This is a genomic window from Gammaproteobacteria bacterium (assembly GCA_016705365.1).
In the GTDB taxonomy this organism is placed as follows: domain Bacteria; phylum Pseudomonadota; class Gammaproteobacteria; order Pseudomonadales; family UBA5518; genus UBA5518.
Genome location: JADIYI010000002.1, coordinates 668151 through 688947 on the forward strand (window position 1 = coordinate 668151; position 20797 = coordinate 688947).

The 20797-nt window shown below is 62.5% G+C and carries 18 protein-coding genes; 9 read left to right on the forward strand and 9 right to left on the reverse strand.

The genetic code is table 11. The features are described 5' to 3' along the window. Nucleotides 1-4: 4 nt before the first annotated feature. The 3 genes from IPF49_03170 to IPF49_03180 form a co-directional block, all read right to left on the reverse strand. On the reverse strand, nt 5-1399 hold the full coding sequence (locus tag IPF49_03170) for an HlyD family type I secretion periplasmic adaptor subunit (GenBank protein MBK6286648.1): 1395 nt from the start codon (nt 1397-1399) through the stop codon (nt 5-7). After that, a complete protein-coding gene (locus IPF49_03175; protein MBK6286649.1) occupies nt 1396-3612 on the reverse strand; it encodes a peptidase domain-containing ABC transporter in 2217 nt (738 codons plus the stop codon). Before IPF49_03175 ends, IPF49_03170 begins: the two co-directional genes overlap by 4 nt. 101 nt (nt 3613-3713) lie before the next feature. Then, nucleotides 3714-4163 carry a sulfurtransferase gene (locus IPF49_03180; GenBank protein MBK6286650.1) on the reverse strand — a complete coding sequence of 150 codons (450 nt, stop codon included), beginning with the start codon at nt 4161-4163 and terminating at the stop codon, nt 3714-3716. Nucleotides 4164-4259: 96 nt separating this feature from the next. Between IPF49_03180 and IPF49_03185 the strand changes: the two genes are divergently transcribed. Further along, nucleotides 4260-4535, forward strand: coding sequence for a hypothetical protein (locus IPF49_03185; GenBank protein MBK6286651.1), 276 nt, complete (start codon nt 4260-4262; stop codon nt 4533-4535). 65 nt (nt 4536-4600) lie between these two features. Here IPF49_03185 and IPF49_03190 read toward each other — a convergent pair whose 3' ends face one another. The 4 genes from IPF49_03190 to IPF49_03205 all read right to left on the reverse strand — a co-directional run bounded on the left by IPF49_03190 (nt 4601) and on the right by IPF49_03205 (nt 8021). Next, nucleotides 4601-5701 carry a hypothetical protein gene (locus IPF49_03190; GenBank protein ID MBK6286652.1) on the reverse strand — a complete coding sequence of 367 codons (1101 nt, stop codon included), beginning with the start codon at nt 5699-5701 and terminating at the stop codon, nt 4601-4603. A gap of 312 nt (nt 5702-6013) precedes the next feature. Continuing rightward, the gene (locus tag IPF49_03195) at nt 6014-6322 is read right to left on the reverse strand and encodes a hypothetical protein (GenBank protein MBK6286653.1); all 309 of its coding nucleotides are present in this window, start codon (nt 6320-6322) and stop codon (nt 6014-6016) included. After that, nucleotides 6319-7089, reverse strand: a complete 771-nt coding sequence (locus tag IPF49_03200; protein MBK6286654.1) for a ferritin-like domain-containing protein — start codon at nt 7087-7089, stop codon at nt 6319-6321. The genes IPF49_03195 and IPF49_03200 overlap by 4 nt, the downstream gene beginning before the upstream one ends. A 38-nt stretch (nt 7090-7127) precedes the next feature. Next, nucleotides 7128-8021 carry a long-chain fatty aldehyde decarbonylase gene (locus IPF49_03205; GenBank protein MBK6286655.1) on the reverse strand — a complete coding sequence of 298 codons (894 nt, stop codon included), beginning with the start codon at nt 8019-8021 and terminating at the stop codon, nt 7128-7130. Nucleotides 8022-8489: 468 nt separating this feature from the next. Here IPF49_03205 and IPF49_03210 point away from each other — a divergent pair, with 468 nt between their 5' ends. From IPF49_03210 to IPF49_03230, 5 genes are all read left to right on the forward strand, one after another. Further along, nucleotides 8490-9140: a hypothetical protein gene (locus tag IPF49_03210; protein MBK6286656.1), complete on the forward strand. Its 651-nt coding sequence runs from the start codon at nt 8490-8492 to the stop codon at nt 9138-9140. An 82-nt stretch (nt 9141-9222) separates the two neighbouring features. Next, the gene (locus IPF49_03215) at nt 9223-10224 is read left to right on the forward strand and encodes a respiratory nitrate reductase subunit beta (GenBank protein MBK6286657.1); all 1002 of its coding nucleotides are present in this window, start codon (nt 9223-9225) and stop codon (nt 10222-10224) included. A gap of 13 nt (nt 10225-10237) precedes the next feature. Beyond that, a complete protein-coding gene (locus tag IPF49_03220; GenBank protein MBK6286658.1) occupies nt 10238-13114 on the forward strand; it encodes a molybdopterin-dependent oxidoreductase in 2877 nt (958 codons plus the stop codon). Nucleotides 13115-13153: 39 nt separating this feature from the next. After that, the gene (locus IPF49_03225; protein MBK6286659.1) at nt 13154-14356 is read left to right on the forward strand and encodes a sulfotransferase; all 1203 of its coding nucleotides are present in this window, start codon (nt 13154-13156) and stop codon (nt 14354-14356) included. A 34-nt stretch (nt 14357-14390) separates the two neighbouring features. After that, nucleotides 14391-15497, forward strand: a complete 1107-nt coding sequence (locus IPF49_03230; GenBank protein MBK6286660.1) for a DUF1214 domain-containing protein — start codon at nt 14391-14393, stop codon at nt 15495-15497. A gap of 26 nt (nt 15498-15523) precedes the next feature. Here the strand turns inward: IPF49_03230 and IPF49_03235 are convergent, their stop codons facing one another. Together IPF49_03235 and IPF49_03240 are read right to left on the reverse strand one after the other, a co-directional pair. After that, a complete protein-coding gene (locus tag IPF49_03235; protein MBK6286661.1) occupies nt 15524-17323 on the reverse strand; it encodes a long-chain-acyl-CoA synthetase in 1800 nt (599 codons plus the stop codon). A 33-nt stretch (nt 17324-17356) separates the two neighbouring features. After that, nucleotides 17357-18127, reverse strand: a complete 771-nt coding sequence (locus IPF49_03240) for an SDR family oxidoreductase (GenBank protein ID MBK6286662.1) — start codon at nt 18125-18127, stop codon at nt 17357-17359. A 175-nt stretch (nt 18128-18302) separates the two neighbouring features. Here IPF49_03240 and IPF49_03245 point away from each other — a divergent pair, with 175 nt between their 5' ends. From IPF49_03245 to IPF49_03255, 3 genes are read left to right on the forward strand one after another with little or no spacing between them, the layout of a single operon-like run. Continuing rightward, the gene (locus IPF49_03245) at nt 18303-18971 is read left to right on the forward strand and encodes a TetR/AcrR family transcriptional regulator (GenBank protein ID MBK6286663.1); all 669 of its coding nucleotides are present in this window, start codon (nt 18303-18305) and stop codon (nt 18969-18971) included. A 24-nt stretch (nt 18972-18995) separates the two neighbouring features. After that, complete coding sequence (locus IPF49_03250) at nt 18996-20078, forward strand: Zn-dependent alcohol dehydrogenase (GenBank protein MBK6286664.1); 1083 nt, start codon at nt 18996-18998, stop codon at nt 20076-20078. Continuing rightward, on the forward strand, nt 20075-20782 hold the full coding sequence (locus IPF49_03255) for a molecular chaperone TorD family protein (protein ID MBK6286665.1): 708 nt from the start codon (nt 20075-20077) through the stop codon (nt 20780-20782). Before IPF49_03250 ends, IPF49_03255 begins: the two co-directional genes overlap by 4 nt. The last annotated feature ends 15 nt before the right edge of the window (nt 20783-20797 follow it).

A 20797-nucleotide genomic window follows, 5' to 3' on the forward strand; every position in this document is an offset into this window, starting at 1 on the left:
CGGGTCATCTCTCCATCCCTGCCTCGCTGATCACCCGCCGCAGCGGCGACAGCAGATACTCCAGCACCGTACGCCTGCCCTCGATGATCTCGGCACTCAGTTGCATGCCCGCGGCGAGCGGCAGGCGCACGCCGTTTGCAGTCAGCGCCTGGTCGGCGAGTTCGATCGTGGCCTTGAAGCTCATGGTCGATGCCACGCCGCTTTCGGTTTTCCCTCTCAGGTCCACACCCGGCTCCGCGGTGGCGCGCGGCTGCGAATCGGCAATCACGGTCTTGACCACGCCATCGAGCATGCCGTAGCGCTGGAACGGATAGGTCGCGAGCTTCAGGCGCACCGCGTGCCCGGGCCGCACAAAGCCGATATCCTGGTTCTCGATCATGACCTCGGCGAGCAGCGGTTCATGCCGGGGAACGAGACTGACCAGCACGGTGCCGGGCTGCACGACGGCGCCGAGCGTAGTGGTTGCAAGCTCCTTGACCCTGCCCGCCTGCGGCGCCCTGAGCTCGAGGTTGCGCTGCTGGTAATTCACCTTGATCCGCTGCTGCTCGAGTTGGCCGATCCTGCTGATCGTCTGCACACGTTCTCCTTGCAGCTCGCTCTGGTACTCGCTGGCGAGCAGGGCAAGCCGATGCCCGGATTCACTCACCGCCGACTCCAGGCCCGCAACCGTTGCGCGCGCGGCTTGCAGGTTCTGCCGGTTCTCGATCGCGCCGCGGCGTACCTCCTCCGCCTGCAACGCACCGACCAGATTGCGGGTGGCCAGGCTTTCATAGGCCTGCGCCGAGCGCTCATAGCTCGGCAGGGTCAGTTCCAGCTTGCGCACCATTTCGCGCGCCGCAGCCAGCTCCCTGTCCGAGCGCTCCAGCGCCGCCCGTTGTTGCGTGCGCGCGTGCAGATAGGTCTGGCGGTGGGCGCGATACTGGGCAAGGGCCTGGGCAAGCAGCTCCGCATCGTCGTCGCTCTGCTGGCGCAGCGGCTGATGCTGCAATTCGGCATCGATGCGACGCAACTGCATTTTCTGGATCGCGAGTTCGCGTTCGATGGCTGCCTGATCGGCTTTGGTTTCAGTGGCGTCGAGCCGCAGCAGGACCTGTCCCGCCTGGACTTCATCACCCTCCCTGACCAGGAGTTCGCGCACGATTCCGGATACGGCCGGCTGCACGATCTTGAGGTAGCTCTGCGGTACCAGCCGCCCCGGCGCAACCGCCACGATATCGAGCTTTGCCACGATGGCCCACAGCGCCAGCAACGCAAACCACACGGAAATTCCCCACAGCATCCAGCGCGCCGCCTGGGCAGACGGACGAAAGGCAATCTCGAACAGTGCGCTGCGAACCCGGGGAGTCGCGAGAGATTGCGCGTCGGCGTTTGGCGCCTGCCTGGATAACAGCCGCTTCATGGCCTCGCCCCCATACCCGACAGTTCGGCGGCCACGACGCTGAGCTTGTCGCCGATACGCACGACCTGGTCGACCTGCAGGCTTCGCGGCAGGCGATGAGCGATGAACAGCATGCTGACTCGCCCACGGAGGCTGCTGATCGTGCGGCCGATCTGCTCGGCGGTGGCCGTATCGACGCTCGAGGTCGCCTCATCGAAGATCAGCACTTTCGGCCCCTTCAGCAGCGCCCGCGCAATCGCAAGCCGTTGCCGCTGCCCGCCGGATAATCCCGCCCCGCGCTCGCCGATTTCGGTTTCGTAGCCGCACGGCAGGGACTCGATCGTGTGGTGGATCTCCGCCATCTGGCAGGCCGCCACCATCTGTTCGAACGAGGCGCCGGGATTGGCAAGCTTGAGATTGTCGGACAGCGTGCCCGAAAACAGCACGGTATCCTGCGGCACCACGCCAAAACTGGTTCGCAGTTCATTGGCCGACAGGTGTCCGGTATCGACGCCATCGATGCGGATGCGACCCCGGGTTGGCACGTGGAAACCCTGCAGCAGTGCGGCAAAGGTCGATTTTCCCGATCCCGAGGGTCCGGTCAGCACGGTCAATTCGCCGGGGCGCAGTGAAAAACTGAAGTCCTGATACAGGTAGGGCAGATGCTCGTCGTGGCGAAAGGCCAGCTCTTCCACCTCGATGCAGCCCGGCGCCTGGCTTGCCGCACGCCGCGGCTTCAGGCTGTAGGGCTCGCTCGGCGCATTCATGATGTCGCCGAGCCGTGCCACCGCGATGCGCATTTGCTGCCACTGCTGCCACAGCCCGACCATCCGCAGCATCGGTTGGCTGACGCGGGCGGCAAACATCTGGAATGCCACCAGCATGCCGATCGTCAGTTCCTGGGTGCTGATGACGATCCAGGCACCGACCAGCAGGATCGACGTACTCATCAGCTGTTCGAGTCCACCGGCGACAACGTTGCAGGTATTGGCCAGCTGCCGGGTGGCAAACCCCGCGCCGAGGTATTGCGCCATGAGGTTGCGGTAACGCTGTCCGAGCTGCGGCTCGAACTGCAGCGATTTGACGGTCTCCATGCCGGCAATGTATTCGGTCAGAAAGGCCTGGTTCGCGGCCCCGCAGCGGAACTGCCGGTTCAGGCGCTCGTGAAACAAGGGCGCGACCAGCAGGTTCAACACGCTGACCAGCGACACGATCGCCAGCACCAGCAGGGTGAGCGGCACGCTGTACCAGAACATGATGCCAACGAAGATCAGCAGGAACGGCAGATCGAGGGCTACGCTCACGCCCGCCGAAGTGATGAATTCGCGAACGGTTTCAATGCCCTGCAGCCGGGCCGAAATGACCCCGGTGGGGCGATGCCGGAAATAACGGAGCGGGAGCCGGAACAGTTTGTCGAACACCGTCGCCGCGAGCACTGCATCGATGCGCTGGCCGGTGTGGAGAATCAGGTACTGACGCACCCAGGACAGCAAGCCGTTGAACAGCAGAAACACCGCCATGGCAATGCCCAGCGCAATCAGCGTGCTTTGGGTGCGATGCACCACCACCTTGTCGATGATCACCTGGGTGAACAGCGGCAGTGTCAGCCCCATCAGCTGCAGCGCAAGCGAGCCGGCCAGCACATCACGCCATACGCGCTTGTGCCTGAGCAACTCCGGCACGAACCAGCGCAGTCCGAATCGCGAATCATTGCGCCCGATCCCGTCGGGGTCGATTACATCCTTCAAGTGCGGCCAGCAAGCGCATGCGGCGCCGAGGTAGCGTTGCCGCAGCTCGCGTATCTGCACCGTTGCCGGAGCCTCGACACCGCGCTCCAGCAGCGCCACCCGATTCTCGTCGGCGTTGAGCAGCAGGGCGAGCCCAGGAGCGGCGGCATCGCCAGCCTCTGCCGGGTGCAGCCAAACCGCCAGCGGCAACTTCCACGCCAGTGCGGTTTCGAGGCCACAGGAACGGAATTCGCATTCGAGCCCCAACTCCGCAGCCGCACCCTGGATCATCGTGCGCGAGACAGGCGGCGGATAGCGTTGCGCGAACAACGCCGGGTGGAATGCAATGCGATGAAGCAGACAGAACGACGACAGCAGCCAGCTGGTATCTTCGAGAGAAAGGCTGCCAGGCAAAGCGAGCCGCGCCGCGCGCGGTGTGCTTCCGTGCGGCAGACGTTCGATGACTACGGCGACGAGCCGTTGGATCAAACCAGCTCCGGTGCGCATGAACGGGGTCCTTCCCAGCGCGATCTGTTTTTAGTCTGCTCGCCGATTCAGCATTCTGTCAACTTAAATTTTGCTTGCCTGCCAAGGTCGGGACACAGCCCTCAATTCGCCACTGCCTGCATCCCCGCAGCCTTCCATGCCTCGATACCACCGCGATACCAGAGCACCTTGGTGTAGCCCATGTTGATCGCGCGCAGGGCCGCGTTGTACGACATCCAGCATTGGTTGGAGAGGCAGTAGAAGACCAGTGGCGTATCGGTTCGGCCCTGCGTGGTCTGTTGCAGGAAAGCGCCGAACTGCTGCTGGGTCTGATCATTGAAGCTGCCCGCTTGCGAGGCCGGAACCGCGGGAAGCGCTCCGGGCAGGGATTCCTGCCCCCCGAGCACATCGAACAGGAAGTGAGGCGTCTGTTTGCCCTGCACGAGAGCCATCAATTCCTGCGTGCTGATCACCTGTCCGCCGGGAATGCTGGTGGGTGTCGGACCATGCATCGCACCGCTGTGCAGTTGCGGTGTGGGCGGCACGCCAAAATCCTGCTGCTCACTCTGCATCGACGGCTGGCCGCCGCCATTTGGCGGCTGCTGCGGATATTGCGGCTGCGGTGGCTGTTGCCCGTATTGCGGCTGCTGCGGCTGCGGATACTGCGGTTGCTGCGGATACTGCGGCTGTTGCGGGTACTGCGGCGGCTGTGGCTGTTCACCATATTGCGGCTGCTGCTGCGGCTGTGGCTGTGGCTGTTCGCCGTATTGCGGCTGTTGCGGGTACTGTGGCTGTTGCCCGTATTGCGGCTGCTGCGAATAGCCGGGCTGCTGCTGATATTGTGGTGGTGGTTGTTGTTGTTGCTGCTGCTGCTGCTGCTGCTGCTGCTGCTGCTGCGGCATCGGCTGATTGCCAAAGCTGTCCTGAGCGTCCGCGCTCAGTGAAACAAGAACACCACTCAGCGGGAGAACGGCCGCCCAACATTTAAATATCATGCCTTTCGCAATCATCATTTCACTGCCTCCAGTCGTTGGCCATCCACACCAAGATCCCGTCCGGGATCAAAATTCACATCATTCGACAACACATAGGATCCATCATTCAAGCGCCAGGCGTTGTCGTAATAATGTGATAACTCCACGGTGCCGCCAGGCGCGTTCGCATCGCTGTAGGTCTCGACCCCGCGTATGAGCTCACCAAATTCGCGTGCCCGCCGATCCGAACTCTCATTGTAGGAGTTCCACGCCTGCTCACGGATCCGGGAAATCTCGTCATTGCTCTTCGCGATAATCGCCGCGCGTTTGGCGCCTTCCTCCCGCGCAACCCTGGCAATCGCCAGGTTGTGGTTACTGAGCCGCTTCTCCCACTGCGGATTGGTCTTGATCGTCTGGCGCAAGGCCTCGTAGAACGCCAGGTTCAACTGACCATTGGGCGCGATCACGCCATAGGCCGGCAGCGCCATGGCGTTCAGGGCTTCCATGACGCCCATGCCGGATCCTGCATTGGTCCTGCTCACTGAAAAAATGACCAATGCCGACACCGACCCGCGCATATCGCGCCCCTGCTGCTCGAACGCGAACAGCATCTCGCCGCCCTCGACCCAGGTGCGCAGATCGCCCATCGCCGTGGGCTGCGAAACATTGAGCTGCGCCATCCTGCTCTCGAGATCGGCACGCCGGCGAAAATCCAGTATTCGCGCACCGGGCCGCCAGCGCTGCACGACCGCCTGCAGATAGGCCTGCACATTGGTGTAGGGTGCGAAGGAGCATCCGGGAGTGCTCGGAGGCGCCCGGTAATTGTTCGCCTCCCACTTGAACTGCGGCAGTACCGTAATACTGCTCGAGCCGTCAGGTGACACCGCCATCCAGTTGAAATTGTAGCCGTTGGTGCAGGCATGCTCGTTGCCCCATTCGACACCACCCGTGGTTTGCCAGCCATGCGGAATGAACATCGTCGAGGCGGCCATCGGCTGCTCGAAGCCGGAGGCATCGAGAATGATTGCGCGGTCAAAGCGCAACATGCCACTCGTTCTCTGCTGCGCATGAACCGGCGCGTGGGCGCAAGCCATTGCAATTACCCCGCTGATGATCACCGCGAGATACCGGTTCATCACGATCTCCTTCGGACATAAAGGAAACGAAATCGTTTGCCGGCGGCAGCACCCGTGTACTCCAGCCGCCGCAGCCTATCGGGCAAACGATCGCGGAACGGCCAGCTCTGCTCCCGGGCCCGTTGCAGCTGGCGATGGAAGAGATGATTGCAGTTCGGGCAGTTCGGATGCAAGCCCTTCATCCGCGGGAGCGACACGGTCCAGGTATCGGGAATTGCCTGCACCCTGCTGGCTCATGTCAGTCGCAGCCGAGGGCAGCTGGATCGTGTATCTCCGCCAACGGCGGTGGTGGCAAGCGACTGTCCGCTAAGTTCAGTAAACCGGCCGTGCTTCCAGTCTTCCGTTGGATTCCACTACGACAAGGCGGGAAAAGCAGGGCATGCAGTAGACGCGGTCGCCGGGTCGCAGTTCGCGGCTCGAGCGCACCACCACCATGCACACCGGACAGATCACCTCGTTGGGCGCGAGCGTATCGCCTTTGCCGCCGAATCGGCGGTAGAACTTGCGATATTTTTTTGGCACTTCGTCAAAGCCGGTGTCCTCCAGCACGTAGCGTTGGCGGGGAGGGACCTTGTCGCCCTTGCCCTCGGTCGGCGCTTCGGCCAGCAGCGGGTCGTTCACAGGTCCACTCCCAGCCTGGCGACAGTCGCCAGGTAGTTGCTGGTAAATCGGGCCTGGTCTTCCGCCGATGCACCTGTATCACGCAGAGTGCCTGCGAAGGTTTCCATCACCAGCATATCCATCCGGCGCTTTATCTTCTTCAGGCGGGGACGCAGGTGTGGCGTGAGTGCCAGCCTGCGACCCAAGTCATTTTCACCGAAGCCCATATGCCGCCTTTCATCTTTGACAACACCCAGCAGAACCTGTTGTGTTATCGGGTCGGCGGTCTGCGCATGGGCGCCGAAAACGGTGAACTCCAGGGATTCCAGGATGATGTTCTGGGCAAATACGGCAGCCTCCCAGTCACGGCTGTCGACGTATTCGAGCAGCTGCTCCTTGAATTTCAACAGCGCGGGATTGGCGCGCCGCAGGATTTCGCTATCCGGGTCGGCCACACCCAGCTCACTCAGACGGTGCAGAAAAACCTCCAGGTGGCGACCCTCGTCCACGACCTGGGTCGCCAGGAAAATCTTTATGCATCGGTCGGGTGCGTAGCCGATCATGCCGCTGGAGGCTTCCAGTGCGGCAGTTTCTCCCACGCAGTAGTTGCACAGCGTGCTTATCAGGTTTTCCCGCTGAACTTCCTCCATGGGCGCGTCCGTCAATGCGGCATCGCGCCCATGCTCCGTATCCAGCAAATAACCTTCAACTGCCTGGAACCAGAAGTCGAAAGAGTGCACTTCGCTGAGGAAATCGGCCTCTGGCAGCTCATGGGGTTCCGCTGTCATCCGCATCACACCACTCCGGCCCGGTCAGTTGTCGAGAGCTATGCCGCCATGGGTTTGGCCGGGGACTGATAGTCCAGTCCGATTCGCCCCAGCCGGGTCTTGAACTCCTTGAGCACGGTATCGGCGAGAACCTTTTCCATGTCTTTTGGTTCGAGTACCGACAGGTTGGCACCGTGCCAGATAACACCCTCCTCATTGGTATCGGCGGCTGTTACTTTCCTGGCTTCCTCGTAGCTCTTCTCGTTGTCACTGAAGACGTCTGCAAAGGTTGCAAGCATGTGGTAAGTCATGTCTTTCTGCATCTGCTCTATTTCGGGCTTGCGTTCGGGGTACCGGGTAATCAGTGATCCGATCCTGTTTTCACCAAAACCCACATGCCTGCGTTCGTCGGCAATTGTGCCCGCCAGGATATGGGCGAACTTCTTGTTGCTGTTCTCGTTGACGGCCTTGAGCATTTCAAATACCGAGAATGCCATTCCCTCGAGCACGATATTCTGGCCAACAACACCGGCGACAAAATCCTTCTTGTCCACTTTTTCCAGAAGCACCGCGGCAAACTTCACCAGGTTCGGGTTGCCATAGTGGTTGAGGGTACTTTCCAAATCCTCTTTTTTCACGCCCAGGTCGTACATGCGCTGGGTGAAAATTTCCACATGCCGGGCTTCATCGAGGGTCTGGGTAGCGAGAAAGTGCTTGCTCTCATAATCGGGCGCGCAGTTGATCAATCCGGATGAGGCGGCCAGGGCGCAACGCTCTCCCAGTACCAGTTGTGTGGTGGTGCGCAGGGCGTCCTCGCGCATCACATCGTTGTGGAGATTGAAATCGGGTTCTTTTTCGCCGGGTTCATGACCGTACTCGGTGTTCATCAGGTATCCCTGCGGGCAGCTTTCAAGCCAGCTTTGAATTGAGTAGGCGCTCAGGAAATTGCTCATGACATTGTGCTCCTTTATAGGCGTGGGAGAAGAATCCTCGCGATAGCCAGCCTAGTGTGAGCGCATATTTCAACAAGGTCCTTTCTGGCCAAATACAAGGTCAGATGTTGCCAGTCACCGACATATTGATTTTGATCAATGTTCTCAACCAATCAGCATGGCAAGCAACCCGGTGCAGCAGGCGCTCTGATCGGGCGCTGCGTTCCGCTGCCTGCTGTTCCCGCTGACCCGCGCGCCGTATGCACGCACCACGCCGATTCCTGGTGGATTACGCCGAGCGCAGGCGGATCGCTCATCTCCGCCAACGGTGGTGGTGGCGGCGGCGGCGAAGACACAAAACCTTGACGAGACGGCCTTGCAAATCCAGAGCGACAGGATAATAATCCAAATTACATAGTGATTGCTTGGTATGTGAAACGACGAGGCACACCCTGGACCAGGGCGCTTCGCTCACGGTCGGGGGGATTCATGCTGATCAAACGAGTCAATATCGGCGCCGCCGAGTTCGACGACCCCGCCTCGGCCCCCTGGCAAGCGCTGCGCGACGAGACCGTGGCACTGATCCAGGCCCCGGCGGCGATGCAGCCCACGCGCTACATCACGACCAAGTGGCAGAACCAGCCCTACGGCCAGACCAAGGGCGTCGCGGTGAAGGCATTGCACAATGCCCGGGAAATCGCCTTCCGTCTGGAATGGCTGGATCCGACCAAAAACGAGCAACGCGCCGAGAACACCGATTTTCCCGACGCGGTCGCGATGCTGTTCCCCCTGGCCGAAAACGCCTCTCTTTTCATGGGCACGCCGGAAGCGCCGGTCAACCTCTGGTACTGGCGGGCCGACCACCCGAGCCGGGCACGCAGCGATATCGCCACCGGAATCGGTACCTCCCGGGTAGTGGATGGCGAATCCCTCAGCGCCCGCTCGGTCCATCAGGATGGCCGCTGGTCGGTGGTGATACGCCGGGCGTTGGAGGTGCAGGCCGAAGGCATGACGGCCATCCAGTTCACGCCGGGGCAGGTCCTGCGCAGCGCGTTTGCGGTATGGGATGGCGGCAACCAGGAACGAGCGGGCATCAAGGCTTTTTCGCCCGCCTGGCTGGATCTGAAGCTGGAAGCCTGAAGGAGCACAGCGTATGAGCAAGACAACCGATATCGGCCGCCTGATCGATGGCAATCTGCACACGCCCAAACGTCAGCTGGCGATGGTATTCGACCTGAACAAGTGCCTCGGTTGCCAGACCTGCACGATATCCTGCAAGCGCCAGTGGACCCGCGACGAGGGCATGGACAACCAGTGGTGGGCGGTGGTCAACACCATGCCCGGCAAGGGTACGCCGAAGAACTGGGAAGGCATGGGCGGCGGCTGGAACGAGAAAGGGGAACCCAATCCCAGCCGGATTCCGCTGCGTGACGAGTATGGGGATGCCTGGACGTTCAACAAGGAGGAGATCTTCTACGGCGGCAAGGGCAAGGAGAGCCACCTCAAACCGGTCAACGCCAAGGGCGAGGCACCTGACTGGGGGCCGAATTGGGACGAGGACGAGGGCGGTGGCGAATATCCCAACTCACACTTCTTCTACCTGCCGCGCATCTGCAACCACTGCACCCACCCCGCCTGCCTGGAAGCCTGCCCCCGGGGTGCGATCTACAAGCGCGACGAAGACGGCATCGTCCTGGTCAACGACAAGCAGTGCAAGGGATTCCGCTTCTGCATGGAGGCCTGTCCCTACAAGCGGATCTACTACAACCATGTCCGTGACGTGGCGCAGAAGTGCATCTTCTGCTTCCCGCGGATCGAAAAGGGCGTCGCCCCGGCCTGCGCCCGCCAGTGCCCCGGCCGCCTGCGCTTCGTCGGCTACCTGGACGACGAGAACGGACCGATCCACAAGCTGGTGCACAAATGGAAGGTCGCCCTGCCCCTGCACGAGGAGCATGGCACCCAGCCGAACGTCTACTACGTCCCGCCGCTGTCGCCGCCGAGTGTGGACATCAACGGCAAGGTGGATCTCTCCAAGCCCCGCATACCGCTCGACTATCTGCAGGGCCTGTTCGGCCCCCGTGTCGAGGAAGTGTTGGCGGTATTGCAGGCCGAGAAGGAGAAAAAGGCCAAGGGACTGCCCTCCGAACTGATGGACACCCTGATCGTCTACAAGTGGCCCGAGGACATCTTCCCCGATTTCGTCCAGGACCCCGCCCAACTTTGAGAGGAGCACGACGATGACGCTGACCCGACGCAGTTTCATCCGGACCGGTGGCAGCGCCCTGGCGCTGTCGCTGGTGCAACTGAAGTGGAAGGGAGGCGTGCAGCGCGCGCACGCCGCAAACTTCGATTTTCCGCCCGTGAGTTACACCGGTTTCGAGGACGTCTACCGCGGCCAGTGGAAGTGGGACAGCGTCGCCAAGGGCACGCACTTCGTCAATTGCTGGTACCAGCGCGGCTGCAACTGGAACGTCTACGTCAAGGACGGCGTGGTCTGGCGCGAGGAGCAGGCCGGCATGTACGAGCCGATCGACCCGAAGATTCCCGACTACAACCCCCGCGGCTGCCAGAAGGGCGCGTGCTACTCGGAACGCATGTACGACGAATCCCGCCTGCGCCATCCGCTGAAGCGGGTCGGTGAACGCGGCGCCGGACAGTGGCAGCGGGTGAGCTGGGACGAGGCACTCACCGACATCGCCGACAAGACAATCGATGTGATGATCAGCAGCGACGGTCCCGGCTCCATCGTCTGGGACCAGGGCACGGCCCAGACCAACGGCGGCGCCGGGCTGGCGATGATGCGCACCTCGCTGGTGCTGGACACGCCGGTACTGGACGTGAACACCGAGATCGGCGATCACCGTCCCGGTGTCGCCGTGACCCTGGGCAAGATGGTGTTCTGCAGTTCCTCGGATGATGTGTTTCACTCCGACCTGATCCTGATCTGGGGCGGCAACCCGATCTACACGCAGATTCCGAATGCGCATTTCATGCTCGAGGCCCGCTACAACGGCGCCAGGATCATCACCATCGCCCCCGACTACTCCGCCTCATCCATCCACGCCGACCAGTGGGTGCCGGTGAAAGTGGCGACCGATGCGGCGTTGGCGTTGTCGATGGCGCACGTGATGATCGAAGAGGACCTGTGCAACCGCAAGTTCATCCAGGAGCAGACCGATTTGCCGCTGCTGGTACGCATCGACAACGGCCGCTTCCTGCGCGAGTCCGACCTCGGCGAAGGCGGTGCCGATGACCGGTTCTACATCCATGATCTCGGCGGCAAGGGCGTGGTGCTGGCACCCCAGACCACGCTGGCGCTGGACGGGCTGGATCCGGCTCTCGAAGGCGAGTTCGAGGTGCAGACCACGAACGGCACGCTGATCGTCACCCCGGTATTTGCGCGTTTGCGCGCCCATTTGCAGCAATACACGCCGGAACAGGCGATGACGATCTGCGGCACCGACCCGGACACCATCCGCGGCCTGGCGCGCGATCTCGCGAAGGCCCGCGCCGCCACCTGTATCAGCCAGTCCAACTTCTCGAAGTACTACCACGGCATCGAGATGGAACGTGCGCAACTCCTGTGCTTCGCCCTCGCCGGGCAGATGGGGCGCAAGGGTGCAGGCTACATGGGCTTCCCCTATATGTCGGTCGACGGCGTCGCACCACTGTCGCAGGCGACCGGTCAGCGATCGCCCACACTGGCACTGGCGGCGCTCGGCCTGTCGATGGCTCCGGCAATGCTGAAGTACAAGTGGAACCACTACACGCCCGAAATGATCCTGCATGACCTGGGCCGGAAACACTACCGCAAGGGCGGAAGCCCCGCCAGCCTGCTCTGGCTCTACCACCAGGGCGGCATGGAAGACACCTACGGCCGGACGGAAAAGTGGGATCCGGCCATGAAGCGCCCGCTCGATTCCTACATGAAGGAATCGATCGCCAAGGGCTGGCAGATGCAACCCTCGGACCGGCCGCGGATCTTCTTCGAGGCGGGTGGTAACGTGCTGCGACGATTCCGCGCCTTCGACAAGGTGGCGGAGCGTCTGCTCCCGACGCTCGATCTGATGGTCACGATCGACTGGCGCATGAGCAACACGGCGCTCCACAGCGACTATGTGCTCCCGGCTGCCGCCTGGTACGAAAAGGACGACATCACCTGGGCCACTCCCCTGTCACCGTTTTCCCAGGTGATCACGCGGGCGGCGGAACCGATCGCCGAAGCAAAGCCGGACTGGGAAATCCACTGTCTGCTGCTGAAGACCATCCAGAAGCGCGCCGCGGAACGCGGGCTGACGCATTTCAAGGATCGCCATGGCGAGGAGCGCACTTTCGATGTCTATGACGAGTTCACGTTTGGCGGCCGCTACACCGAGAACAACGTCGACGAGTTCCTCGACCTGATCCTCTCGGTATCCACCAATGTCGGCGGTGTGAACTGGGAGCAGTTGAAGAAAAAGGGCTTCCAGCGCTTCACGTCGCTGCCCGAGAACGACTACATGACCGTTGGCAATGCCACCGACGTCAGCGAGACCGACACCATCACCGCCGGTCTCTGGCACACGGAAAAGAAGATGCCGTGGCCGACCATGACACGGCGCATGCAGTTCTGCATCGATCACCCCTTCTACGAGGAGTTGGGCGAGGTACTGCCGGTGCACAAGGACCAGCCCGCCATCGGTGGCGACTACCCGCTGCACATGACCGGCGGCCACACCCGCTGGTCCATCCATTCCTCCTGGCGCGACCAGCGCCATATGCAGCAATTGAACCGGGGCCAGCCGCTGATCTTCGTCAGTGTCGAGGACGCGGCGGCACGGGGCATCGAGGATGGTGACCAGGTGCGCCTGTTCAACGACGTCAGCTCCACGGAGTTGATGGCCAAGATCACGCCGGCGCACCGGCCAGGCCAGGTGACCGTCTACCACGCATGGGAGCCTTTCATGTCCAAGGGAAGCACCTCCTACACCTCGGTGACGCCGAACCCGATCAACCCGCTGCAGCTCGCGGGCGGATATTTCCATATCCAGGCACGCGATGCCGAATTCACCCCGGGTTCCACCGACCGGGCGACCCGGGTGGAGATCGAGAAGATTCACCCGCAAGCCGGTTGAGCAGCACTCGTTGCCGCGATACACCAAGGAGCAGATCGTGTGAACACCGCCGACCCTGGTTTCGATATTTCCTCGCTGCCCGACGTGGAATTGACTGAAGCTGCCCTGCTGGGAGCCGCCCGCGCCAAGACCGGCCTGTCCGACTTCGGCGACGAGGCGGACTGGAAAGAGGGCTTCACGCTACTGCTGCAGGGGCTGAACGAAGAGGCCATGCTCAACAAGGTCGGGCGCATCATCGCCTTCGGCGAAATGCTGCGCCACCTGGAAAACCGGCTGCGGGTCACTGACGACATCGCGCGTCATCCGGAAATCCTGCAGGTGAAGATCGAGAAGCCGGTCTTCGTGATGGGCCTGCCGCGCACCGGGTCCACGATCCTTCACGATCTGCTGGCCCAGGATCCGGACAACCGGGTGCCGATGACCTGGGAATGCAACTACATGTCGCCCCCCCCGGAGGCGGCCACCTACGACTCCGATCCCCGTATCGCGGACTGCGAAGCGCATCTGGAACGGACCGCCCAGGCCCTGATCCCGGAATTCCAGGCCATCCACGAGATGGGGGCCCGGCTGGCGCAGGAATGCCTGATGCTCAATGCCTTCGATTTCAAGAGCCAGATCTTCTCCAACCAGTTCTGGGTGCCCACCTACCAGCGCTGGGTGGAGAACACCGACAACCTGTCTGTGTATCGCACCCACAAGCGCCAGCTCCAGTATATGCAGTGGAAGAATCCCCGGTCGCGCTGGGTGCTGAAGAGCACCAGCTATTTCTGGGGTCTGGACGCGATACTTGCGATTTATCCGGATGCCCGGATCGTGATGACCCATCGCGACCCGATCAAACTGATCGCCTCGCACTGCTCGCTGATATCCATGGCCTGCGGCATGGGCAGCGACACCGTGGACCAGAAGCAGGTTGGCGAGTTCTGGAGCGTCACCTGGGAAAACGCCATGCGCAAGTTCGTCGAATTCCGCCAGGCCGGCAAGGCCTCGGAGGTGTTCGACATGCATTTCTCCGAGTTGGTGAAGGACCAGGTAGGCATGGTCGAGCGGATCTACGCTCATTTCGATCTGCCCCTGCCGACCAGCACCAAACAGCGAATGCACGACTTCATCGCCAACCATCCGAAGGAAAGGCACGGCACCCACCACTACAAACTGGAGCAGTTCGGCCTGGACCCGGCGCAGGAGCGCAAGCGCTACCGCTTCTACCAGGAGTACTTCCACGTCGCCGACGAGGCGTGAACAGCCAGGACGGACACAGCCACGAGGAGCAACGATGAGCACCGAAAAGCAGACGAGCGTGCGGGCCTGGGAATCATTCTGCGAGCAGTTGAAGCAGGCGGGCCAGGTGCTGGCACGCGAATCGACGCCGGATGACGAACTGACCCAGGCCGAGGGCTTGCGCAAGCTGGTGCGGATGATTCGCATGGGCTTCGAAGCCACCCTGGAATATGGCAACCGCGACTTTCCCGAAGTGTATCAACTGGTCACCCCCACCACGCTCGGTGAAGGCGAAACCTCCGACGCGCATTACCACCAGGTCGTGATCGACGGCAGCAAGACCTACCGGGTATGGGGTCAGCGCGGCGACGCGCCCTACATGGAATTCACGGTCTACGCCGGCAAGATCGGACTCGACAGCAGCAGCGCCCAGGTGGGCGCGATCACCGAGCTCGATCTGCAGGTGAATCCGGACGCCAGCTACGAGCTGATGCTCTCCCCCTCGCCCCAGCCTGGCAACTGGATTCGCACCACGCCCGAGGCCACGCTGCTTTACATCCGTCAGTACGCCCACGACTGGAGCAAGACCCGCGACGCCACCTACCACATCGAGCAGATCGGCGTCAGTGGCGAGCGCCCGCCGCTGACGCTGGCCGAAGTGAGCGCGGCGCTGACGCGGACCTCGGCCTATGTCGCGCGTTCGAGCAACATCTGGGCAGCGATCGTGGATCAACGCCGGGCCGCACCGCCCAATCGCTTTTTCGTTTTCGAAACAGAGCACAAGGATGACCTGGACGAGGCGCCGGAGATGCCGACCGGACATCGGTTTTCATCCGGCTATTTCCGCCTGCGCGAGGACGAGGCACTGGTGATCGACTTCGCACCGGCGGACGTGCCTTACTGGGGCCTCGACACCACCAGCTACTGGTTCGAACCGCTCTCCTACGCCGATCACCGTTCGCACTACAACAACCGCACCGTGCACTGCGAACCTGACGGCAGCGTGCGGATCGTGATTTCGTTGCGCGATCCGGGGGTTCCCAACTGGATCGATACCCGGGGCCACCTGGAAGGGCCGATGCTGTTCCGCTGGTCGAGAACCCATCTGCCCGTTCCGGATATCCAGGCCCGGGTGGTCCCACGCAGCGATCTCCACCCGTAGCGAGGGCTGGACGAAAGCGCCCGGCCTCAAGCGGACTGAGGTTGGGGTGCCATGCCGAGCCGGGTGAGACTTTCCCCGGTGAGCGGGACGTAGCTACCCGCGCCAGGATCGGTCACGAAGAGCTCATCACCCGCGGCCGCGGCATAACCGAGCTTCTGCAGATCGACCTTGCGCAACTTGAACGTGGCGGTGATATCGGCATTCGTCCTGAGCCGAATGAAGACCGGGATCGCGTAGCCGGGCAACTTGTCGTTTGCGCGCCGGTAGAAATCCGCCGGATCAAAGCGCTGCCCCGGCTGCATCACCACGGTGGCCATACCGGCCCGGCCTTCCTGGCCCGGGATGCTCACCCCGTATACGGTGATGGTGTCCAGTCCCGGACAATCCTCCAGCGCGCCGGACACCTCCGTTGTCGAGACATTCTCGCTCTTCCAGCGGAAGGTATCGCCGACGCGGTCCACGAAATAGTAGTAATCGTCCTCGTCGCGGCGAAACAGATCACCGGTGCGCAGCCACGCATCACCGGGGCGGAAGGCATTGCGCAGGATCTTCTTCTCCGTGGCCTCCGCATCGGTATAACCGTCGAAGCGCCCGCCGGTCACGCCGGGAAGCTCGAGGATCATCCCCAGCATCTCACCGACCTCGCCCGCCTCGCACTCGATCAGCGTGCCGTCGGGATTGCGAATGTAGCAGTCGTTGTCGCGGTCATATTTCACCAGCCGGGCGTTGGATCGCTCCTTGAAGGGCAGCCGGCCGCACGAGCCCACGCGGTCATCGACGTTCATCAGTCCGACGTTGATCTCGGTGCCACCATAACCCTCGATCATCCGGGTGACGCCGAAGCGCTCCTGGAACGCCCGCCAGATGGACGGGCTGAGGCCCGAGCCCGTCATCACCCGCAGTTTGTGTGCCCGGTCATCGGGAGCGGACGGCTGATTGAACAGATAACGGCACAATTCGCCGCTGTACTGCGCCACCGTCACGCCGTGCTCGCGCACATCGCGCCAGAACCGGCTCGCGCTGAAGCGCCGCTTCAGCACCACGCTGCCGCCACAGGCCATGGCATTGGAGAGCAGGGACATCATTGCAGCTACATGGTAGAGCGGCAGCACGCAATAGAAGACATCCTCGCGCCCCACCCCGAGAAAATTGGCCCAGCCCTCGCCCACGCCGAGCCAGCGCGAATGGGTGATGCGGGCAGCCTTGGGCAAACCGGTGGTGCCCGAGGTGAACACCAGGCACAGGGTGCTGCGACCAATCACGTCGCGGCGCAACGCGGCGTCGGGGTTCGTCCCCGGCAGGCTCGCCAGTTGCTCGTCGAGCCGTAGCCAGGTGCTCGGAATCACGCCGGGCTCGCCATCATCCGGCACCACATAGCCGGGAAAGCGCTCGGGAATTTCGGGCGTGTGCTCCAGGCGATCGAGGCATTCGCTGCCAATGAACAGACGCTGGCTGGCGGTCATCACCAGGGCGTGGCGCAGCGCATCCCCACTGATCTGATTGTTGATCAGGGCCGAAACGCAGCCGATCTTGGCCAAGGCGAACCAGACGAAGAGGTATTGCGGCCGGTTCTCCATCAGCAGCGCCACGACCTCGCCCGGTTGCAGACCGCAGCCGAGTGCAAAATGGGCATAGCGGTTGGCCTGGGTGTTCACCGCGCCATAGCTGAAAGTACGACCGTTCCAGATCAGAAACGGACGCTCGGGCGCCTGTGCGGCCCACTCCTCCAGCCGGTCGACGATGGTATAGGACTGTTCGGGCGTGTGCTTCATGGCACCGGCCGCAACGAGATCCATCTTTGCCTGAGTCTGTTCGCGAGTCACCATCGGGCCGTCTCCGGAAACGAAAGCCAGGAAAAATCAGATCGCGCCGCCGCAGACCGCGAGAGTCTGCCCGGTCACATAGCTCGAAGCCTGGCTGGCGAAGAAAAGTGCCGGTCCGATGATTTCCTCGGGCTGCGCGGCGCGTTTGAGCATGGTCGCGCCCTCCGAATACTCGAGGAAACCGGCGGACTGCGCGGCAAGATCGGCCAGCATTTCGGTCAGGAACGGCCCCGGCGCAATGGCATTGACGCGTATGCCGAGCGCCGCCCATTCGTCAGCCATGCTGCGCGTCAGCGCGACCATGGCGGCCTTGCTCGAGGTGTACAGAGCAATATGGCCGCATGAGCGCAATGCGCCCATGGTGACGATATTGACGATCGTGCCACCGCCGGACTTGCCCATGCGCTCGGCTACCAGGGCCGCCAGATGCATGGGGCCACGGGTGTTCACGCCATAGATTTGATCGAACATCTCCGCGCTGGTCCGGGTGAGGGGCGTCATGAGCTGCGTCACGCCCGCGTTGTTGACCAGGACGTCGCAACGGCCGAATTTCCGGTAGACGGTTTCCACCAACTGCTCCAGTTGCTGCCAGTCGGCCACGTCGCAGGCGACCGCGAGGGCCTGACGTCCCAGGGACTCTATATCCCTCGCGACGTCTTCGCAGGCAGCAAGGGAGCGGCTGGTCACGACGATATCGGCACCGGCAGCCGCGAAACCCAGCGCGATGGCCCGGCCGAGCCCGCGACTGCCCCCGGTGACGATCGCAACCTTGCCTTCCAGGTTGAATAGTTCCTGCGGAGTGTGCATCGCCGAACATTCCTCGCTTGTAACAAACATCCCATGCGCTTGCTTTGTTTTTTTGGCGAGTATAGCATGCTGATCGCGCAGCAACGCAAGGTAGCGACAAGCCTTTCCCGCTGACGGAGCGCTCGCGGCTGCGACTCGATCCATCCACCGCAATCGGGGCATGCCAGGCCAGCAGATGAGCAAACCGAAAACGGCAATCCGCAAGACCGTCCAGCGCCGGACCCAGGAAGAGCGTAGCGCGACGACACGGGAAAAAGTGATCAATGCGACGATCGACTGTATCGTCGAGGAAGGTCTGCACAACGCCACGGCGGCGCGGATCGCCACCCGCTCGGGCGTCACCTGGGGCGCGATAGTCCATCAGTTCGGCGACAAGGATTCGGTGCTGCTCGCGGTAATCGAACGCAATGCCGAGGTCTTTCTCAACTATCTCGCAAGCGCACTGGAACACGTCGGACCCACGTTGCCGGAGCGGATGCACACCCTGATCGACGTGACCTGGAAATACATCAACGAGCCAGCCGCCCTGGCATTCAACGAACTGGTCATCTACAACCGCGTGAGCACAAACCCGCGGTTGATGCAGCAGCAGGAGCAATTGACGAATCGCCAGGCCGAAATCATGTGGGGCCGGTTTTTCAACGAATTCGGCGTGGACCCGGCCGTACTGGAGAACGCCCGCAATTACACCCTGGCGACTCTGCTGGGACTTTCGATACTGCGCCTGATGAGCCCCCGCCCCCACGCCTATGTGAACGAGATCGCCACGCTGAAAAAACTTGCGGTGCAGATGCTGATGCATCCGGACCCTGCGCCGGCGAAACGAAATGCCCGCAACCGATAAATCTTCCACCATGAAGTACCGCCCATGAAAGCAGCGCTGGCCCTTGACTTCGGAAAACTGAGCGTCGAGGACGTGACACTGGAGCCGCCCCGTTCCGGCGAGGTGATGATCAGGATGGCAGCGACCGGGGTCTGCCACTCGGATCTTTCGGTGCTCCACGGCGTCGTGCCGATGCCACTGCCGCTGGCACTGGGACACGAGGGAGCGGGGGTCGTGCAAGCGGTCGGTCCCGGCGTGACCACGGTCGCCGCGGGCGACCACGTGACCTTGTCTTTCATTCCCGCTTGCGGGCAGTGCTATTTCTGCGATCACCATGAGCCTCACCTCTGTGCCGCGGGCTCGCCCGATGGACGCATGCTGGATGGCAGCACCCGCCTGCACCTGCGCGGGCAGGAAATCGGCGCCATGGCGATGCTGGGCTGCATGGCCGAGTTCGCCGTGGTACCTGCGATCAGCGTGATGAAGATCGATCGTGCCATTCCCCTCGACAAGGCCGCCCTGGTGGGCTGTGGCGTGATGACCGGCGTTGGAGCGGTGACCAGCACCGCCAGGGTGCGCTCCGGCTCCACCGTGGTGGTATTCGGTTGCGGCGGTGTCGGCCTGTCCGCCATCCAGGGCGCCAGGCTGGTGGGCGCCAGGCGCATCATCGCGGTGGACCCGCTGGAGTCCAAGCTGGAATACGCCAGGCATTTCGGCGCCACCCATACCGTGAATGCCAAGGACGACCCGGTCGCGGCAGTCAGGGAATTGAGCGGCGGTTGGGGTGCGGACTACAGTTTCGAGGTGACCGGCAAGACCGCCGTCATGGAACAGGCCTACGCGGCGACACGCCGCGGCGGGACCGTCTGCATCATCGGGATCGGCAGCTACACCGAGAGCTTCCCCCTCAATGCCTGCGCCTTTTCCTCCGATGCAAAAACGGTCGTCGGCTGCATGTACGGCAACGCCAACTTCAAGGTGGACATGCCCAATCTGCTGGAACTCTATATGGCCAAGCGTCTGGATCTGGACGCGATGATCAGCCGCACTTACACGATCGACGAGGTGCCGCAGGCCTTCGAGGACCTGCAAGCCGGCCGCAACGCCCGTGGAGTGATCCTGTTTTGAGCCAGTTGATCGCAACCGATTCCGGCGCCGGCGCGACTTCGTCGGCCGCCACCTACAGCCAGCTCTACGGCTTGCTGGGCGAGTGTTTCTGCTACCCGGATGCCGATCTTGCCGAGAGCGTGCGCAGCGGCGCACTGGCACAACAGGCGAGAGCTCTTTGTGGCGAACTGGATGCCGGGTTTCTCGAGTCGCTGGATATATCGGCCCTCGAGGACGAGGCCGCCACCAGCGATGCGCTGACCGTGGAATTCACGCGCCTCTTCGATGCCGGCGCCCGCGGCACGGCCTGCTCGCTGAACGGTGGCCTGCAGGTGGGTCCACAGATGAAAGTCATGGAGGAGGCGGTGCGCTTTTATGCCCATTTTGGCCTGACCCTGAGCGAGGAACAGAAGGAACTGCCTGACCATCTCACCACCGAGTTGAATTTCCTCCACTTCCTCGCGCTCGGCGAACATGAATTGCAGGCTCAGGGCGCCCCCACCACCGCCTATCGGCTCGCCCGGCGTGACTTCATCGCGCGTCATCCGGGGCGCTGGGTGCCGGTCATGAAACAGAAACTTCAGACCATGAATCCCCTGCCCCTGTTTCTGGCACTCACCGGATTGCTCGAGCACCTGCTGAGCCGGGATCTTGCCGAACTGGAGGCAGCCCACGGCACGGCTCCGCTGCAACCCTCGGGCGAACTTCCCTTCGGCGGGATCTAGCAACAGGAGCCTGCC

What these genes read in the sequence shown, in the direction of transcription:
- IPF49_03240 (MBK6286662.1), bottom strand. Translation starts at nt 18,127, where the DNA reads ATGCACACTCCGCAGGAACTATTCAACCTGGAAGGCAAGGTTGCGATC.
- IPF49_03230 (MBK6286660.1), top strand. Translation starts at nt 14,391, where the DNA reads ATGAGCACCGAAAAGCAGACGAGCGTGCGGGCCTGGGAATCATTCTGC.
- IPF49_03205 (MBK6286655.1), bottom strand. Translation starts at nt 8,021, where the DNA reads ATGAGCAATTTCCTGAGCGCCTACTCAATTCAAAGCTGGCTTGAAAGC.
- IPF49_03220 (MBK6286658.1), top strand. Translation starts at nt 10,238, where the DNA reads ATGACGCTGACCCGACGCAGTTTCATCCGGACCGGTGGCAGCGCCCTG.
- IPF49_03190 (MBK6286652.1), bottom strand. Translation starts at nt 5,701, where the DNA reads ATGAACCGGTATCTCGCGGTGATCATCAGCGGGGTAATTGCAATGGCT.
- IPF49_03175 (MBK6286649.1), bottom strand. Translation starts at nt 3,612, where the DNA reads ATGCGCACCGGAGCTGGTTTGATCCAACGGCTCGTCGCCGTAGTCATC.
- IPF49_03245 (MBK6286663.1), top strand. Translation starts at nt 18,303, where the DNA reads ATGAGCAAACCGAAAACGGCAATCCGCAAGACCGTCCAGCGCCGGACC.
- IPF49_03215 (MBK6286657.1), top strand. Translation starts at nt 9,223, where the DNA reads ATGGTATTCGACCTGAACAAGTGCCTCGGTTGCCAGACCTGCACGATA.
- IPF49_03170 (MBK6286648.1), bottom strand. Translation starts at nt 1,399, where the DNA reads ATGAAGCGGCTGTTATCCAGGCAGGCGCCAAACGCCGACGCGCAATCT.
- IPF49_03235 (MBK6286661.1), bottom strand. Translation starts at nt 17,323, where the DNA reads ATGGTGACTCGCGAACAGACTCAGGCAAAGATGGATCTCGTTGCGGCC.
- IPF49_03200 (MBK6286654.1), bottom strand. Translation starts at nt 7,089, where the DNA reads ATGACAGCGGAACCCCATGAGCTGCCAGAGGCCGATTTCCTCAGCGAA.
- IPF49_03180 (MBK6286650.1), bottom strand. Translation starts at nt 4,163, where the DNA reads ATGCAGAGTGAGCAGCAGGATTTTGGCGTGCCGCCCACACCGCAACTG.
- IPF49_03250 (MBK6286664.1), top strand. Translation starts at nt 18,996, where the DNA reads ATGAAAGCAGCGCTGGCCCTTGACTTCGGAAAACTGAGCGTCGAGGAC.
- IPF49_03210 (MBK6286656.1), top strand. Translation starts at nt 8,490, where the DNA reads ATGCTGATCAAACGAGTCAATATCGGCGCCGCCGAGTTCGACGACCCC.